14 protein-coding genes and 3 pseudogenes are annotated in these 17,395 nt (G+C 49.1%); 16 read left to right on the forward strand and 1 reads right to left on the reverse strand.

What is annotated here, in order from left to right:
• Positions 1–175 precede the first annotated feature (175 nt).
• Together JCM10914_RS00215 and JCM10914_RS00220 are read left to right on the forward strand one after the other, a co-directional pair.
• A complete protein-coding gene (locus JCM10914_RS00215; protein ID WP_023956001.1) occupies positions 176–556 on the forward strand; it encodes a MerR family transcriptional regulator in 381 nt (126 codons plus the stop codon).
• Positions 553–1,734: an MFS transporter gene (locus JCM10914_RS00220; protein WP_023956003.1), complete on the forward strand. Its 1,182-nt coding sequence runs from the start codon at positions 553–555 to the stop codon at positions 1,732–1,734. Before JCM10914_RS00215 ends, JCM10914_RS00220 begins: the two co-directional genes overlap by 4 nt.
• Before the next feature lie 138 nt (positions 1,735–1,872).
• Here JCM10914_RS00220 and mnmA read toward each other — a convergent pair whose 3' ends face one another.
• Entirely contained in the window at positions 1,873–2,982 is a 1,110-nt protein-coding gene (gene mnmA, locus JCM10914_RS00225) for a tRNA 2-thiouridine(34) synthase MnmA (RefSeq protein WP_023956005.1), read from the reverse strand.
• A 298-nt stretch (positions 2,983–3,280) separates the two neighbouring features.
• Between mnmA and cymR the strand changes: the two genes are divergently transcribed.
• From cymR to JCM10914_RS00295, 14 genes and pseudogenes are all read left to right on the forward strand, one after another.
• Complete coding sequence (cymR, locus tag JCM10914_RS00230) at positions 3,281–3,700, forward strand: cysteine metabolism transcriptional regulator CymR (RefSeq protein ID WP_006208860.1); 420 nt, start codon at positions 3,281–3,283, stop codon at positions 3,698–3,700.
• Positions 3,701–3,712: 12 nt separating this feature from the next.
• Entirely contained in the window at positions 3,713–4,858 is a 1,146-nt protein-coding gene (locus JCM10914_RS00235; protein WP_036716672.1) for a cysteine desulfurase family protein, read from the forward strand.
• Between the two features lie 139 nt (positions 4,859–4,997).
• Entirely contained in the window at positions 4,998–5,519 is a 522-nt protein-coding gene (locus JCM10914_RS00240) for a PRC-barrel domain-containing protein (RefSeq protein WP_023956009.1), read from the forward strand.
• Between the two features lie 11 nt (positions 5,520–5,530).
• A complete protein-coding gene (locus JCM10914_RS00245; RefSeq protein ID WP_036716674.1) occupies positions 5,531–5,740 on the forward strand; it encodes a hypothetical protein in 210 nt (69 codons plus the stop codon).
• Positions 5,741–5,899: 159 nt separating this feature from the next.
• On the forward strand, positions 5,900–6,967 hold the full coding sequence (locus JCM10914_RS00250) for an AI-2E family transporter (protein WP_023956011.1): 1,068 nt from the start codon (positions 5,900–5,902) through the stop codon (positions 6,965–6,967).
• Positions 6,968–7,369: 402 nt separating this feature from the next.
• On the forward strand, positions 7,370–9,997 hold the full coding sequence (gene alaS / locus JCM10914_RS00255) for an alanine--tRNA ligase (protein ID WP_023956013.1): 2,628 nt from the start codon (positions 7,370–7,372) through the stop codon (positions 9,995–9,997).
• Between the two features lie 207 nt (positions 9,998–10,204).
• Positions 10,205–10,463 (forward strand): annotated as a pseudogene (locus tag JCM10914_RS00260) (IreB family regulatory phosphoprotein).
• A 12-nt stretch (positions 10,464–10,475) separates the two neighbouring features.
• Positions 10,476–10,889 carry a Holliday junction resolvase RuvX gene (gene ruvX, locus JCM10914_RS00265; protein ID WP_023956015.1) on the forward strand — a complete coding sequence of 138 codons (414 nt, stop codon included), beginning with the start codon at positions 10,476–10,478 and terminating at the stop codon, positions 10,887–10,889.
• Positions 10,890–10,906: 17 nt separating this feature from the next.
• Complete coding sequence (locus JCM10914_RS00270; protein ID WP_023956017.1) at positions 10,907–11,209, forward strand: DUF1292 domain-containing protein; 303 nt, start codon at positions 10,907–10,909, stop codon at positions 11,207–11,209.
• Positions 11,209–11,520, forward strand: coding sequence for a DUF1292 domain-containing protein (locus JCM10914_RS00275; protein WP_023956019.1), 312 nt, complete (start codon positions 11,209–11,211; stop codon positions 11,518–11,520). The genes JCM10914_RS00270 and JCM10914_RS00275 overlap by 1 nt, the downstream gene beginning before the upstream one ends.
• Before the next feature lie 106 nt (positions 11,521–11,626).
• On the forward strand, positions 11,627–12,670 hold the full coding sequence (mltG, locus tag JCM10914_RS00280) for an endolytic transglycosylase MltG (RefSeq protein ID WP_036716836.1): 1,044 nt from the start codon (positions 11,627–11,629) through the stop codon (positions 12,668–12,670).
• A 16-nt stretch (positions 12,671–12,686) separates the two neighbouring features.
• Positions 12,687–13,618: pseudogene (locus JCM10914_RS00285) on the forward strand (peptidase U32 family protein).
• 12 nt (positions 13,619–13,630) lie between these two features.
• Positions 13,631–14,983, forward strand: a complete 1,353-nt coding sequence (locus JCM10914_RS00290; RefSeq protein ID WP_023956026.1) for a U32 family peptidase — start codon at positions 13,631–13,633, stop codon at positions 14,981–14,983.
• A gap of 203 nt (positions 14,984–15,186) precedes the next feature.
• Positions 15,187–17,357 (forward strand): annotated as a pseudogene (locus JCM10914_RS00295) (methyl-accepting chemotaxis protein).
• Positions 17,358–17,395 lie beyond the last annotated feature (38 nt).

A 17,395-nucleotide genomic window follows, 5' to 3' on the forward strand; every position in this document is an offset into this window, starting at 1 on the left:
AATCGTTCCGCCGCCGAGGCACTCATCGCCTTGAACGACATACAGAATGTTCTCTGACAAATTCTTATCTGCGACGAACCACGGTTCCCTTGTTTAGAATTTCTTATTGACCCTCACACGATGTCATACTTTATATTTATTTTGAAACCGAAGTCATGAGGAAGGAGGTATATGAATGCGTATCAGAGAGTTATCTGTTCAAACCGGTGTGAGTATCCGTTCTCTTCGTTACTATGAAGAAAAGGGGTTAATTGCTCCAGTACGTCTTGATAACGGATATCGGGAGTATAGAGAAACGGATGTCCATAGAGTCAAAACGATCCAACTATTCCTTGATCTTGGGCTCAGTACGGATGAGATTCAACCCATTATAGACTGCACTTCATCGATTTCGCCTAGGTGTGCACCCGAAGCTATCACCTTATATGAAGATAAGCTCAAAGACACACAGCAGCAAATCAAGATTTTGATGGAAGTTGAATCTAAACTGAAAAACCTGCTAGCGTTCTGGAGAGAAAAAGAACTTGAGCAAATGAGCGAGGTGTTTCACAAGTGAATCTTCGCATTTTAATATTGGCTTTGGGAACCTTCATTATTGGAACTGATGATTTTGTTATTGCAGGCATATTGCCTGTCATCGCTGCGGATCTCAACGTCAGTGTGGCAGCTGCGGGGCAATTGGTGACGTCTTTTTCTTTAGCTTATGCCCTAGGAGCCCCGATTTTGGGTACAGTGACCTCACATTATCCGAGAAAAAAGCTGTTGATGCTGTCTATGCTTCTCTTCTCCTTGGCAAACGCTCTATCTGTTCTTGCACCTTCTTTTACCTGGCTGCTTGTTGCTCGTATAATTACGGCATTGGCAGCTGCGATGTTCACTCCAGTGGCGATGGCCGTAGCGTCCGATCTGGCTCCACCCGCAAAAAGAGGAAAGGCATTGTCATTCATCACGGCAGGTCTGACCGTGGGTATCGTGCTCGGCGTGCCGATCGGTACCTGGATTGGGGCGTTGTTCGGCTGGCGGATGACCTTTTTGATGGTCGCGCTTGTTGGGCTTCTCACATGGTTCGGCGTGAAATGGATGCTGCCTTCCGTGGCGAGTTCGCCGAATGTCAGCATGAAGGAGCGCCTAGCGGCGCTAAACCCGCAGATACTTTTAATGATGAGCGTCAGCATATTCGGTGGGATGGGCGGATTTATGGTATACACGTACATCTCGCCCATCCTACAAGAGATTACCGATGCGAGTCCGGGCATGATCGGGTGGTTTCTTGTCCTGCTCGGCATAGGAAGTATCGCAGGCAATCTGGTCGGAGGCTATGCGACCGATCGTTTCGGAGCGAGAAAAACGTTAGTAAGCGCATTGACTGCGTTTGCCGTGCTGCTCACCTTATTTTCCGCATTGATGCTGCTACCCACCGGCAAGGCAGCGCCGTTATTAGCTGCTATCGCTTGCATCATGTGGGGATTTGCGGGGTGGGCATACAATCCTGCTATGAATTCCTACTTAATTGCGCTGAAACCGAGTCATGCTTCCATGATTCTATCCTTCGGCACATCGACCATGTACCTCGGGATCGGACTAGCCGGCATCGCCGGCGGGCTGGTCATCGATTTAGGCTCCATCGTCCATGTCGGCTGGGTCGGTGGCCTCTTTGCAGGTTTATCGCTTCTAGCCTTCGGGCTCGTGCAGTGGCTATCTCCAGTAGAGCAGGAGAAAAGGCTTCACCATTGAAGGTAACGACGGCATGAAGAAAAATGCACCTCCCGCACGTCACCGTAATTCCGGTACACGTACAATTGGAGGTGCATTTTTTTCATTGTTGTTTCGCTGAAGCCAATTTGGCCTGTCGGCTAGCGAATCTTCCACTGATCAATAAGGAACTTTGTCCGCAGACTCGATCGTGCCCCCGCCAAGACACTCCTCGCCTTGATAGAAGACGACCGCTTGTCCAGGCGTAATCGCTTTTTGCGGTTTCGCAAATTCGACATGCAGTGTTCCGTCTGCTCGCGGCGTCAAGGTGACTTCCTGATCGGGCTGACGATAGCGGAATTTGGCTGTACAGGTGAAAGCATTCTTGGGCATAGAATCCTGACCTGCAATCCAGTTGATTCCTGAGGCAATCAGTCCGGTCGAGTACATACTTGGATGATCGCCTTGAACGACATACAGAATATTCTCTGACAAATTCTTATCCGCAACGAACCACGGTTCCCCAGAGCCGGAGCCTCCGATGCCGAGTCCCTGGCGTTGACCCAGCGTGTAGTACATGAGGCCGTCATGACGGCCCTTGATCTCTCCGGTTACGATGTCCACCATGTCCCCCGATTGCGCGGGGAGATATTGTCCGAGAAATTCCTTGAAGTTGCGTTCGCCGATGAAGCAGACACCTGTGCTGTCCTTCTTCTTGGCGGTATACAGCCCTGCCTCTTCAGCAAGACGGCGCACTTCCGGCTTCGGCAGATGCCCAATCGGGAACATGGCCTTCGACAACTGCTCTTGATTCAGGGCGTTCAAGAAGTAGGTCTGATCCTTGTTGTTGTCCACTCCGCGCAGCAGTCGATATTGTCCATCCTCGTTCACGACTCTGGCGTAATGACCGGTTGCGACATAGTCGGCGCCAAGGTCCATCGCCTTGTTCAGAAATTCCCCGAATTTGATCTCGCGGTTGCACATGACATCGGGATTCGGTGTTCTTCCAGCTTTATATTCATCGAGAAAATAGGAGAATACTTTATCGAAGTATTCTTTCTCGAAATTAACGGTATAGTAGGGAATGTCGAGCTGCTCGCATACGCGGCGCACATCCTCTGCATCGGCTTCGGCCGTGCAGTAGCCTAGCTCATCGGTATCATCCCAGTTCTTCATAAAGATGCCGATCACTTCGTAGCCTTGCTGCTTGAGCAGTAATGCCGTTACAGAGGAGTCAACGCCCCCCGACATGCCGACAACGATCCGCTTGTTCTGATTATCACTAGACATCGTTATCACCATTTTCGTATTAAATTATGCCCATGAGGTATTTTAACACACTTTGCGTCGGTTCACATCACAGCTTTGTCCACTCAGGGAGAACATTTTTTTGCTTTTAGCACCTGAATATTAACCATTGGGGTTCAGGATATGTTACCATAAGCTGAGGGTAATGATCGGAATACGGTGATAAACGGAGAATTTCGGATCCAGTCCGTTGTTCGCGTGCCGTAAGACGCCATTTCTCCACTTACAACGTATGTACATGACATATACGATATACAATTATTCGAAAGAGGTGTCACCTTTGAAGATATCAACAAAAGGAAGATACGGATTGACCATCATGATGGAACTGGCTGCCAAGTTTGGAGAAGGTCCAACTTCGCTTAAGAGCATTGCAGAGAAGAACCAGCTATCGGAGCATTATCTGGAGCAGCTGATCGCACCTCTTCGAAATGCAGGTCTGGTCAAGAGCATCCGCGGCGCGTACGGCGGCTACATTCTGTCCAGGGATCCGGCAACGATCACGGCAGGAGATGTAATCCGTGTGCTGGAGGGCCCGATCTCTCCGGTTGATTTCACGGAGGAGGATGATCCGGCGAAGCGGGATTTGTGGCTGCGCATACGCGACAGCATTGCCGAAGTTCTGGATTCGACCACGCTCGATTATCTGATCAACTACCATGAACAATCTGCTGCCGACAACTATATGTTCTATATTTAAATGGTGAACAACATGAGATCAGTGTATTTGGATCATGCAGCTTCAACTCCGGTCCATCCGGAAGTAGCCGAGCGTATGATGAGTGTGATGACCCATCAGTTCGGCAACGCGTCCAGCGTGCACGGATTCGGCCGGGAGGCCAAACGCATCGTAAACGGTTCACGCGATCAACTGTCATCTTGGCTCGGCTGTGAACCGGACGAGCTGGTGTTCACCGGGGGCGGAACCGAGAGCGATAATCTGGCCATTTTCGGTGTAATGGAACAGATCGGGGTGCAGGGCAGTCATGTCATAACCTCCGCCATTGAGCATCATGCGGTTCTTCATGCTTGCCATGAACTCGAACGGCAGGGCTGCGAGGTAACGTACATCCCGGTGGATGCCATGGGGCGGGTCTCCCTGAAGGCGATTGAAGATGCCATGCAAGAGAACACCGCCTTAGTTACGGTTATGTATGGGAACAATGAGGTTGGCACTGTTCAGCCCATATTCGAGATCGGAGAGTTATGCCGCAGCCATGGCGTCATTTTCCATACTGATGCGGTTCAGGCACTCGGCTCGGTTTCTGTCTCTTGCCGAGACATGCCTGTAGATCTGTGGAGCTTCTCCGCTCACAAGATCAATGGCCCTCAAGGCGTAGGCGCACTTGTCGTTCGCCGAGGAATAAGCCTGTCACCTCGATTATTCGGGGGAGTGCAGGAGAAGAAGCGACGTGCCGGTACGGAGAATATGGCAGGCATTGCGGGGTTTGCGAAGGCGGTCGAACTGGCTGCCGCAGCAGGGCAAGTACGTGTACAACATTATGACGAATTGAGAACGGCGCTCTTGAACGGTCTGCGCCGTGAGATTGGCGAGAATTCTTTTGTAATCAACGGACACTTGGAGCATTACCTACCTCACATACTCAATATCAGCTTTCCTGATACCACAACAGAGACGATGCTGATGAACCTCGATATGGAAGGAATTGCGGCAGCAAGCGGATCCGCCTGCACGTCGGGATCTCTCGAAATATCCCATGTACTCCTGGCAATGAAACTTTCAGACCCTGTTTTACGCTCTGCGATTCGTTTTAGTTTCGGTTTGGGTAATACTACTCAAGAAATGGAGTACACCGCCCAAAAAATTGGAACCATCCTTAATCGGTTACGTAAATAGATGTTAAGGGATTTCTCCTTCTACTGACGGGGGGTATGCGTTCATCCATTTCATCCTGGAGGGATCAGTGGTGTCACCTTGTCGTGACTTCTGCCTGATTTCTAATTTATGGTAAGGATGAGGAGGTGTCCACTGTAATATGAAACTTCAAGAATTGATTGGACTGGCTGTATTCGACGTGGAAAACGGTAAAGAAATTGGTAAAATCCACGATTTTATACTAGATGAACACTGGGTTATCACTGGGCTGGAATTGGACGGCAAAGCTCTGTTTTCTTCCAATGTCAAAAGTGTCGCTTGGGAGGACATTGTGGCTTATGGGGAAGATGCCGTCATGATACGCAGTCAAGAGGCTGTCCGCAAGCTGGGCGCCACTGAAATACCGCTTACGTACTTGCTGGGCAAGCGTAAACTGAAGGAAATGCAGGTCCTGACAGAGGACGGAATTCTACTCGGGCGCATTTCCGATGTTTATTTTGAGCAGGAACAGGGCAATACAATACTAGGGCTCGAAATATCCGATGGTTTTGTATCGGATTTGATAGAAGGTCGCAAATGGCTACCTTGCACAGCGGAAATGGCTATCGGTGAACATGCCGTGATGGTACCCCCGATGAGCGAACAGCGTCTGGAAAAAGCCATTAATTCTGTGAACGGATAGGGTGAGGTAGGATGAAATGTCCAAACTGTAGTTCCAAAGATATCGGAAAGATCGGCTCCCACCAATTTTACTGCTGGGGATGCTTTATTGAATTGACGGTGAACGGCGAGAAAATGTCCGTATACCAAGTAGAAGAGGACGGCACGCTCAGCTCGCTCGACGATCTGTTCTTCGGCGACGAGATGCAGTCGGATTTTCCTCAAATACACGCGTCTTCTTAAGTACGCGTACATAATATTGAGACGTAACATGACTCCTTGCAGCTGCCCGTAGGCAGAAGCGGGGGTCTTTTTTGTGCGATGAGGTTGGTAAATTTAAGTTTAAATCTCCATGCTTGTACATATACTACAGGGTAGGTCTGCTAATAAGGAGGGTTCCCTGTGGAACGGCTGACGGAGAGCAAGTGGTTCCGATTTCTCGTCTGGCTGATGCTTGGACTAATCTGTTTATATTTTATCTGGCTGCTGCGGCCGCTGTTTATGGATGTCTATCGGTTTCTCAAGGCTATATTGGCACCTTTCTTGATCGCTATGATCATATCTTATGTGCTCAATCCGATTGTATGCATGCTCTCCGACCGTAAAGTACCGCGCAGCATGGCGGTTCTCCTGATCTATGCGGTCTTTCTGACATCGCTGGCCGTGATATTGATCAATATGATCCCGATGTTGATCCGCCAGCTTGAAGAGTTGAATGAACATTTGCCTGAGCTTACCATGAATGCACAGAGTCTGATGAGCAATCTGGATAGCCGACTTTTGCCACCAGGTGTGCGGACCGGCATGAATAATTGGTTCTTTCAGATGGAAGGAAGACTCGCCGGAGGCATCTCCGCTTTCATGGACAATATCGGAAATACAATCAACGTGCTGTTTAACATTCTAATCGTTCCGTTTCTGATCTTTTACATATTAAAAGATTTCGAGGTGTTTCAGCGGACGGCCGTTTCTTATTTGCCCAGAACCCATCGCAAATCGATCGTAACGCTGCTTAAGGAGATTGATACGGCCCTCGGGAATTATGTCCGGGGACAATTCCTCGTATGTTTGATCATCGGTGTGTTTGCTTATGTGGGATACATCATTATCGGCATGCCGTATGCGCTGTTGCTGGCCAGCATCGTGGCAGTCTTTAATATCATTCCTTACCTGGGGCCCTTCCTTGGGGCTGCCCCGGCACTGATCATGGCCTCTACGATATCGTGGAAAATGGTGCTGCTGGTCGCCGTCGTCAACATGATCTGTCAGACGCTAGAGAGCAACGTCATCTCGCCACAGGTCGTCGGACGCAAACTGCACATGCACCCATTGCTCATTATATTCGCGCTGCTGGTAGGGGGAGAGTTGGCAGGAACGGTGGGATTAATATTGGCGGTCCCCGTGTTCGCGGTCATTATGGTACTGTTGCAGCATTTCTTTAATTATTTCGTGCGGAGGAAGACGAATTAAGCTTCATCTGCTCAGGAGCGGGCCGTGCATTGACAGATCATTTCAGCCTAGATATACTTGAAATATTACATGAATACGTGTAAATCGATGAGAAAATCGAGTAAGCTGCGTGTGCCTTGCCCAGAGAACAGGTTCCTTACGGTAATCGACCGTATGGCTGCGAGAACCTGGAAGTGCCCAAGCTGAACGCTAATTTTTGAGAGTGAACCAAATTCACCGGGTCGTCCCCGTTATCAGCGATTACGAGGCGATCGCCCGCGCATTCCCGATTTGAATTGGGAGCCAGCTGTGGACGATAACCAGGGTGGTACCGCGAGAACAATCGTCCCTGATCATGATCAGGGGCGTTTTTTTGTTGTTCGGATATTTGATCCGTATATTATGACTGGAGGAATCGTAGAGATGAAAGCTAGTGAAATCCGTTCCAAATGGCTGGCGTTTTTTGCCGAGAAGGGCCACAATATTGAGTCGAGTGCTTCGCTCGTTCCGCATAATGATCCGTCACTGTTATGGATTAATGCAGGAATGGCACCGCTGAAGCCTTACTTTGACGGGCGCGTGAAGCCGGACAATCCAAGGATCGCCAACTCGCAAAAATGCATTCGTACGAATGATATCGAGAACGTAGGTAAAACCCGTCGTCATCACACGTTCTTTGAAATGATGGGCAATTTCTCGATCGGTGATTATTTTAAGGAAGAAGTCATTACATGGGCTTGGGAGTTCTTGACGGACAAGAAATGGATCGGCTTCGATCCTGAGAAGCTGTCGGTCACGGTATACCCCGAGGATGAAGAAGCGTTCAAGCTGTGGAATGAAAAAATCGGTCTGCCCGAGAGTCGCATCATTAAGTTGCAGGACAACTTTTGGGAGATCGGCGAAGGACCTTGCGGTCCGTGTACGGAGATTTTCTATGATCGCGGCGAAGAGTACGGCAAGGGCGCACCAGAATCCGAAATGTTCCCTGGCGGAGAGAATGAGCGCTGGCTGGAAGTATGGAACCTCGTATTTACCCAGTTCAACCTGAACAAGGACGGCAGTTATACGCCGCTCCCCAACAAAAATATCGATACGGGTGCTGGCCTTGAGCGCTTTGCATCGATTCTGCAAAATGTAGCCTCTAACTTTGATACCGATTTATTCCAGCCTATTATTCAGAGAACGGCTGAATTGGCCGGTGTGAAATACAATGAGACTGCCGAGTATGACGTGGCCTTGAAGGTCATTGCTGACCACATACGTACCGTAGTATTTGCAGTAGGCGATGGCGTGTTGCCTTCGAATGAAGGACGCGGTTACGTGATCCGTCGTTTGCTCCGCCGTGCGGTCCGTTACGGCAAGGTGATTGGGCTGGACAAACCGTTTATGTACTCTTTGACAGAGACGGTTGGCGATATCATGGGTGTATATTACCCAGAGGTTGTTGAGAAGCGTGCCTTCATTGAGAAGGTCATCGCCACGGAAGAGGAGCAGTTCCATAAGACGCTGTCGGATGGTTTGAACATCCTGGCCGATATGAGTGCCGAAGCGAAAAAGCAAGGACAGTCAGTTATCAGCGGCAGCCATGCGTTTAAGTTATATGATACGTACGGCTTCCCGTTCGATCTGACGGAAGATTATGCTTCCGAACATGGATTGACGGTAGACCGCGATGGCTTTGAGGCCGCGATGAAGGAGCAGCGGGAACGCGCACGTGCAGCACGTCAAGAGACGGAAAGTATGAAGATTCAAGGCGGTGTTCTATCCGAGTATACGGTTAAAAGCGAATTTGTTGGATATAATGACACCGTCCGCGAGGCGAAAGTGCTCGCCATTGTTAGCGGCGACAGCTTTGCCGACAGCGTCAGAGAAGGCGAGACCTGTCAGGTCATCCTGGATGCGACGCCGTTCTATGCAGAAAGCGGCGGTCAGGTGAGCGATCAGGGGGTACTTGAAGGCGGGGGTGTTCGTGCCCGAGTGGAAGGGCTGTTCAAGGCTCCCCATGGTCAGCATGTCCATTTCGTAACGGTGGAGCTGGGGGAACTGAAAGTAGGCGATACGGTTCAGGCCCAAGTAGACGCTCGCATGCGCATTGATATCGTGAAGAACCATACGGCGACGCATCTCCTGCACAAAGCTTTGAAAGAAGTGCTGGGCGATCATGTAAACCAGGCAGGCTCGCTCGTAGAGCCGCAGCGTCTGCGGTTTGACTTCTCTCATTTTGGCAGCATCACGCCAGAGGAGCTCGCCGATATTGAGCGTCGCGTGAATGAACAGGTGTGGAAGAGCGTACCTGTCGTTATTGAGCGTAAAGCCATTGACGAAGCGAAGGCAATGGGCGCGATGGCACTCTTCGGCGAGAAATACGGGGATGTGGTTAGGGTGGTCCAGGTCGGCGACTACAGCATTGAGCTTTGCGGCGGCTGCCATGTAGAGAATACGTCCCAGATCGGCATCTTCAAATTGCTGGGCGAGAGCGGCATCGGTTCCGGGGTACGACGGATTGAAGCGGTAACGGGACGTTTCGCTTATGGTTATGTGGAAGGACAACTGGATCTGCTCAAGCAAGCTTCGAGCCTGCTTAAGAGTAATCTGCAAGACGTACCGAAGCGGATCGAGGGACTTCATCAGCAGATCAAGGAACTCGCACGCGAGAACGAGTCACTGCAAGGTAAGCTTGGAGCGATCGAGGCAAGCCAATTAACCGGCCAAGTGAAGCAGGTGGGCAACGTTTCGCTGCTTGCGGCGGAAGTACAGGCAGGTAGCATGGACGGCCTGCGCAGCATTGCAGATGAACTGAAAGCGAAGCTGACAGACACGATTCTGGTACTGGGCTCCAAAGCCGGGGATAAAGTGAATTTCGTTGTGGCGGTTCCGCAAGAACTGGTGAAGCAAGGTTACCATGCAGGCAAGCTGGTGAAGGAAGTGGCTTCGATATGCGGCGGAGGCGGAGGCGGTCGTCCGGATATGGCTCAGGCCGGCGGTAAGGATGCTGCCAAGCTTGCCCAAGCGCTGCAACATGCGGAGGACCTGGTAGCCAAAGGCGTATAATAGGTGTTGCTGAATCGTGTACAGCAGATGATGCCCAGGCGTTTGCTGTATGCTATTCTGAATTTTTTGGAACACTCTCTAAATATTTCGCTTTGGATTTCCGTAGAGACTGAGGGTTATGGTATGATATAACTAGATCAAGCTGGTAAATATTCATTCGACGAAGCATGGTAAACATGTTCTTTGAAGAAGCGAGGTGTGTCACACATGGACTCCATGGATAAGACAGTCAAGTTCAATGTAAAAGGTGATGAGAAGGAGCTTCCGCCCAAGACATTCTACTGTCGGTTTATGATTCGCTAGTAGAGAAGGAATACAATCCGATTAATCAAATCGTAGGGTATTTGTTGTCTGGGGATCCAGCTTATATACCTCGCACAACAATGCCAGAAGTTTGATCCGGAAGAAAGAGCGAGATGAATTGATTGAAGAACTGGTCCGGTTCTATTTAGCCAGTCACCGTTAGGAGCATGCAGGGATGAAGAGAATCATGGGATTGGATTACGGGGACCGCAGAATCGGTGTTGCCATTAGCGACGTGTTCGGATGGACGGCCCAGGGGCTTGAAGTTATCGAACGCCGCCGTGATGGAGGTGAGCTTGACCGGATCGCCGAACTTGTTAAGGAACATGAGGTTGGTGAGGTTGTGGTGGGCTTGCCCAAGAATATGAATGGCACGATCGGTCCACGGGGTGAAATCTGCATGGAATTCGCAAGTACATTGCGGGAATCCCTGTCCTTACCCGTTCACCTTTGGGATGAACGGCTATCAACAGTATCCGCCGAAAGGACATTGCTTGAAGCCGATGTCAGCCGAAAGAAGCGAAAACAGGTTGTGGATAAAATGGCGGCAAGCTTGATTTTGCAAAACTACTTGGATTCTAAAAGGTAAAGGTGAGGGTGATAACTATGGCTAATGAGTACATGGGTATTGAAGAAGAACCGGAAATTATTTATATTCCCGATGATGAGGGTCACGAAGAAGAATTTGAAGTCATCATGAAATTCGAGGTGGATGGCTCGGATGCGAAATATATGATGGTTGTTCCAAGAGAAGCGGCTGATGAAGAGACCGATGAGGTGTATGCATTCCGCTACGAGGAAGACGGAGACGATCTGAAGCTATTCATGATCGAGGATGATGAGGAATGGGCTATCGTCGAGGAGACCTTCAATACGCTCGTTGAGGAGCTGGATGGGAGAGACGAGTAATGACGGATTTTTCGGTAGAGAATATCGTCTGGACTCAAGTGCTGAGGGAAGCATTCGGCGAGACCGTCGAGCTTGAAGACGATAAAGGACATATCGAGGTATATGATATTGCCGCCGAATTTGAAGTGGATGGTCAGGGATATGCCATATTGGTACAACCGGACCGCACGGATGAGGAGTACGAGGTACTTCGCATCGTAATAGATGGAGAAGGCGGATTGGAGCTTGCTACCATCGATGATGACGAGGAATGGGAGAACGTGTCCGAGCTCTATGATGAATTAACGTTTCCGGAAGGTGACGAAGACTAGGATCGACGTTCCCCATCGGTAAAACATAAGTTGTATTGAAATTCCAAGTGATAGTTCAGTAAGGGGCGGAGCAGTCCGCCCCTTTTGGTGCGAAGGGATGAGTGTATTGAAGAAACTGGCTTTTGTACTGCTGGCTTTGATGCTTATTGCCGGAGGTGCATTGTTCTATGTATGGAATGCTCTGCAGCCTGTCCCCACCGCAGATGCGCCCGTCGAATTTACGGTTGAACCTGGTATGAGCACCTCCTCCATAGCGGACCTGCTGGAGGAGAAGGGGCTCATTAAGAATGCTCTCATACTTAAGGGTTATTTGAAGCTCACCAACGAAGGTAGCAGGCTTATGGCTGGTACGTATGAAGCTAACCCGGGAACTCCAATCGAGGATCTGTTGTCCAAGATGAATAATGGGGAAGTGAAACCGGAAGAGATGGTTCGCTTTACGATTCCGGAAGGATATACCATACGGCAAATGGCTGAAGCGATTGCTCGCGAGAGCGGCATTGAGCAGGAAGAGATTCTCGCGCTTGCGGATCAACCTGATGCTTTCGATGTGACGATCGTAGGTGAAATCCCTGTAGAGTCAGAACTGAGGCATCGATTGGAGGGGTATTTATTTCCGGCCACTTATAACTTGCCGAAGAAGGATGTATCAGCAAGCGTCATCGTGGAAACGATGCTGAAGGAAACGGAGAAGCGCCTGGCGGAAATCCCGGACTGGCAGGCACAACTTGAAGATCGCGGAGTTACTTTTCATGAGCTAATGACGATTGCTTCCCTGATTGAACGGGAAGTTGTGGCAGAACAAGAACGTGCGCTTGTAGCCGGTGTTATATACAACAGACTAGAGCAGGATATGAGGCTTGAAATCGATGCTACGGTCCAATATTTGCTCGATAAGCCTAAGGAGCGCCTGTTGTACAAGGATCTAGAAGTCAAGAGTCCGTATAACACGTATCGTCAGAAAGGGCTGCCGCCGGGACCGATTTCAAGCCCGAGCCTCGATTCGATTAAAGCCGCTTTGAATCCGGAACCGTCGGATTATTTGTTCTATGTAACGAAGAAGGATGGCACACAAGAGCATTTGTTTGCCAAGACGTATCAGGAACATTTGAAAAATATAGAAATCAGCAAGAAGACAGCAGCAGAGTAATAGGGAGGATATCCTCATGAGTATGAAACCTGAGTTAGTAGTAACGGCCGGCTCCATACCGGATGCCGTCTCCTATCTGGAGGCAGGCGCAGATGCGCTCATTGTAGGCGAAGATCGATATGGTATGCGCCTGCCAGGCAGTTTAAGCGTAGGGGATATACGGCAGGTGACTCAGCTTGCAAACGAATGCGGTGGGAAAGTATACGTGAGCTTGAACAATCTGATGACCAATGATTTATTGATGGATCTTCCTGCTTATGTTACGGCACTTGGAGAGATGGGCGTTGATGCTGTTGAATTCAACGATCCTTCCGTGCTGATGACCGTGAAGGAAATGGCTCCGCAGGTCAAGCTCCACTGGAACGCTGAAATGACAGCGACGAACTATTCAACGGCCAATTATTGGGGCGGTAAAGGCGCATCCCGTGTCATTCTGGCCCGTGAATTAAATATGGATGAGATTACTGAGATGAAGCCGCTGCTTGAGGTGGAAGCTCAGGTTCAAGTCCATGGCATGACGAACATTTATCATTCCAAGCGGCGTCTGGTTAATAGTTATATGGCACATCAAGCCGGCCGGTACATGAGGGAAGCCTTGGCAAGGAACGGGGACTCTTCCTCATCGAAGCAGAGCGCTTGGAAGAGAAGTATCCGATATACGAGGATGTCAACGGAACGCATATTATGAGCTCCGAAGATATTTGCATCTTAGAGGACTTGCATATATTAATGGCAGCCAACATCGATAGTTTCAAGGTCGAAACGCTGCTCAAACCAAGACATTATAACGAACTCGTGCTGCGGATCTATCGTCAAGCTATCGATCTGTATGCAGCAGATCATAAGACGTATGCATTTCAAGAGACATGGTTGGATGAAATCCGGGCTATTCAGGATCCGGAACGAGAGCTATCGTTTGGATTTTTCTACAAGGAACAAGTTTATTAAGGAGTGGACAGCATGGAAGCCACGGCACAGCCAACATACAAAGGCAATCGCCATCGCCTGGACAAGCCGGAATTACTCGCCCCTGCCGGCAATTTGGAAAAATTGAAGTTTGCGGTGCATTACGGGGCCGATGCCGTTTATATTGGAGGCCAGAAGTATGGCCTTCGTTCGAATGCCGACAATTTTACCTTTGAAGAAATGAAGGCAGGTGTTGAGTTCGCAGCAAGATACGGTGCCAAGGTATTTGTAGCCACCAACATTTATGCGCATAACGAGGATGTCGAGGGCATTGAATCTTACTTGAGGAATTTGGAGGAAGCAGGGATAGCAGCCATTATCGCGGCTGATCCGGCTATCATTGAAGTCGCCAAGCGGGCTGCCCCCAAGCTTGAAGTGCACCTCAGCACCCAGCAATCCACGCTGAATTGGCAAGCCGTGAAGTTCTGGAAGGAAGAAGGCTTGCCAAGGGTCGTGTTAGGCCGTGAGACGAGCATGGAAGAGATCGCAACGATCAAAGAGCATGTCGATATCGAAATCGAAGCTTTTATCCATGGCGCGATGTGTTCCTCATTTTCTGGGCGTTGTGTACTTTCCAACCACTTTACGGATCGTGATTCGAATCGGGGAGGCTGCTGTCAGTCGTGTCGATGGAAATACGATTTGTTTGAGGATGGCAGAGAAGAGAGCGAATGGATCTCGGAAGAACAGCAGATCATGGAGCAGGCATCGGCGGCACCATCGCCGTTTAAACCTGGCGTCACTCAAATACCGTTATTTCAGTCCGAAGACCATGCTTTCACGATGGGCTCCAAAGACTTATGTATGCTTGAGCACATACCCGATCTGATCGAAGTTGGAATCGACAGTTTCAAGATCGAAGGGCGCATGAAATCAATTCATTACGTCGCAACCGTCGTCAACGTATACAGACAGGCTATCGATTCCTATATGGCTGACCCTGCGAACTATGTATTGAAACCGGAATGGATCGAAGAAATTCATAAAGCAGCCAATCGGCCGCTTAATACCGGATTTTTCTATGATACTCCGGATCATGAAGATCATATCTATGAACCGGAAGAGAAAGCCGTTCCCTATGATTTTGCCGGCCTTGTGCTTGAGTATGACGAATCAGCCGGAACCGCGATGGTCCAGCAGCGGAACTATTTCAAGGCTGGAGACCAGATCGAATTTTTCGGTCCGGAAGGGACGTTCTTCAAACAGACGGTTGGTTCCATTCAGGATGCGGAGGGGAAAGAACTGGATGCCGCAAGACATCCGTTACAACTGATTCGCATGAAAGTAGATCAACCCGTGCGCCCATTTGATATGATGAGAAAGCGTAAAAACGAACAGAGAATATAGTTCTATAGAACTTCACAAATGAGAATCCGAGTCCGCAAAAGGACTTCGGATTCTTTTTGTTTTGGTTGAAACTAGGTAATTAGAACTGTTTTTATGCGAAAACCCAAAGGAAAACACGACTATTTGTCGAAATAAAAAGTAATACATACTTTTCATGAGAATGATCAGCATATAATATTACGATTGTGGTAGGTGAACAGCTAATGTCAGAAAGCCAGCAACGCGACAAAAAGCCCAAGAAGGAACGCAAGACCGGAGAAAAGAGCACCAAGAAATTATCTTCGGGATCATCAGGAATGCAAAAGTTGAAATCTTCAATCTCATCCATGAGCACGGCCATCAGCCGCATGCCGATGAATCCGATGAAATCGGTCGGAATCCGGTTGTTTCTGATCTTTTTGTCGGCCATTGTGTTCTTTGTCGTAGTTCTCGGGTACCTCTCCTACGATAAGGCCAAGAACACCATCGAGAGTAATGCTGCCACCGGCAATCAGCAGACGATTATTCAGACGTCCGAGAAGCTCGACATTATTCTTGATAAATACGAGAACGCCGGCAGACAAATTTTTTATGATGTTGAACTGCAGAAGTTGCTTACAGATTATACGGGAACCCAGTTATCCGATTACGATGCATTTACGGTTGAACGTGCTATCCGTGAGAAGTTATCCAATCAGATCACATCGGACAATGCGATTCGAGCCATCTATTTGATTCCGAGCAAGTCAGAGAAGATGATTGCGGCTGGTCAATCCTCCGAATCCTCCAGAGTCGTCCATGAGCAAGAGTGGTACCAGAATCTGAAGGACGGGGAGAGAAAGGTCGTTTGGGTACCTACGATGCAGAATAGCGGTGCTCCTTACTTTACGATTGCTCGCTCACTCGGTTCCATGAACGATTTGACCTCAACGTATATCGTCATGTTTGAGCTTAATGCGTCCGTCTTGAATACGCAATTGCAAGGTATCGATCTAGGCGAGAACGGTGAGTTGCAATTGATCAGTCCGGATGGAACGATTGTTTCTTCCAGTAACGTTTCCCTGGTTGGTTCCAAGACCTCGTGGGCATTTACACAGGAGCTTCATCCTGATAACAAAACCGACAACATGCGAACTAAGGATGAGGAAGGCAGAGATATTCTGGCCGTTTATAACACGCAGAGCGTTAATGATTGGAGATTGGTCGGTGCTGTAGAGACCAGCGAGTTAACGAAAGATGCGAGAAGCATTCTTACGATTACCTTAGTCGTAGCTGCCATAGATGTCATAGTAGCTATCCTGATTGGAATTTGGATGGTAAGAATGATTGCCCGTCCGATCGGCAAGCTCAATCTATTGATGAAACAAGGGGCAAAAGGAAATCTGAACGTTCGCACAGACCATAAAAGTCAGGATGAAATCGGTCAGCTCTCCGCCAGCTTCAACGATATGATGGAGCAAATTACGAATCTGGTACAGCAGACGAATGACACGGCACAGGAAGTGCTGAAGACGGCTTCGGAGCTAAGTGACGCTTCGAAGAAAACGGCGCTATCGGCTAAGGAAATCGCCATAGCGACCGAAGAAATCGCCAACGGTGCCAGCAGTCTGGCTGTCGAGGCTGAACGTGGAAGCGATCTGACGAATAACATCTCCAAACAGATGAATATCGTCGTTAATGCCAATGAAGAGATGGGGAAATCGGCAAGGCATGTTGAGAGTTCGAGTGAACTGGGGACGAAGCATCTGAGCGACTTGCTTGATAAAACACATCAAACCGAAGATATGACCCGTTCTATGATGCATAAGGTGGATGGCTTGAAGGAGACAACATCCTCTGTTGTCAAAGTGTTGGATGTCCTGCAGAATATTACGAAACAGACGAATATTCTCTCCTTGAATGCAACGATCGAGCAGCGCGCGCAGGCGCAGCCGGTCGGGGATTCATGGTAGTGGCAGATGAGATACGCCAGTTGGCTGATCAATCCAGACAATCGATTGATATGGTTAGCCAGATTACAGACCGCATTATGACAGAGATGAACGAGACCGTCCAAGTGCTGCTCGATGCCAATCCGCTCTTTAAAGGGCAGATGGATGCCGTGAAGGAGACCAACGATATTTTTGTATCGGTTCAACAGCAGATGGTCGACTTTATCAACCGTCTGGATTCCGTAACGCATTCGATTGATGAGTTGAATGAATCGCAGAATGTGCTCTCTGAAGCGATGAGTAATGTTAGTGCAGTGGCAGAAGAATCCTCTGCTACATCGGAGGAAGTGGCCTCACTATCGACAGAGCAGCAGAGCGTCAGCAGTCAATTGGTTAATCTGTCGACGCAGCTTGAGAATGTGTCCAATAAACTCAAAGAGACATTGTCTCGTTTCCAACTCTAGTACCACATAAGAAAAGACCGCCAACTCCGCAATCATTC

It is taken from the genome of Paenibacillus sp. JCM 10914 (genome assembly GCF_001315105.1).
Classification (GTDB): Bacteria; Bacillota; Bacilli; order Paenibacillales; family Paenibacillaceae; genus Paenibacillus_AQ.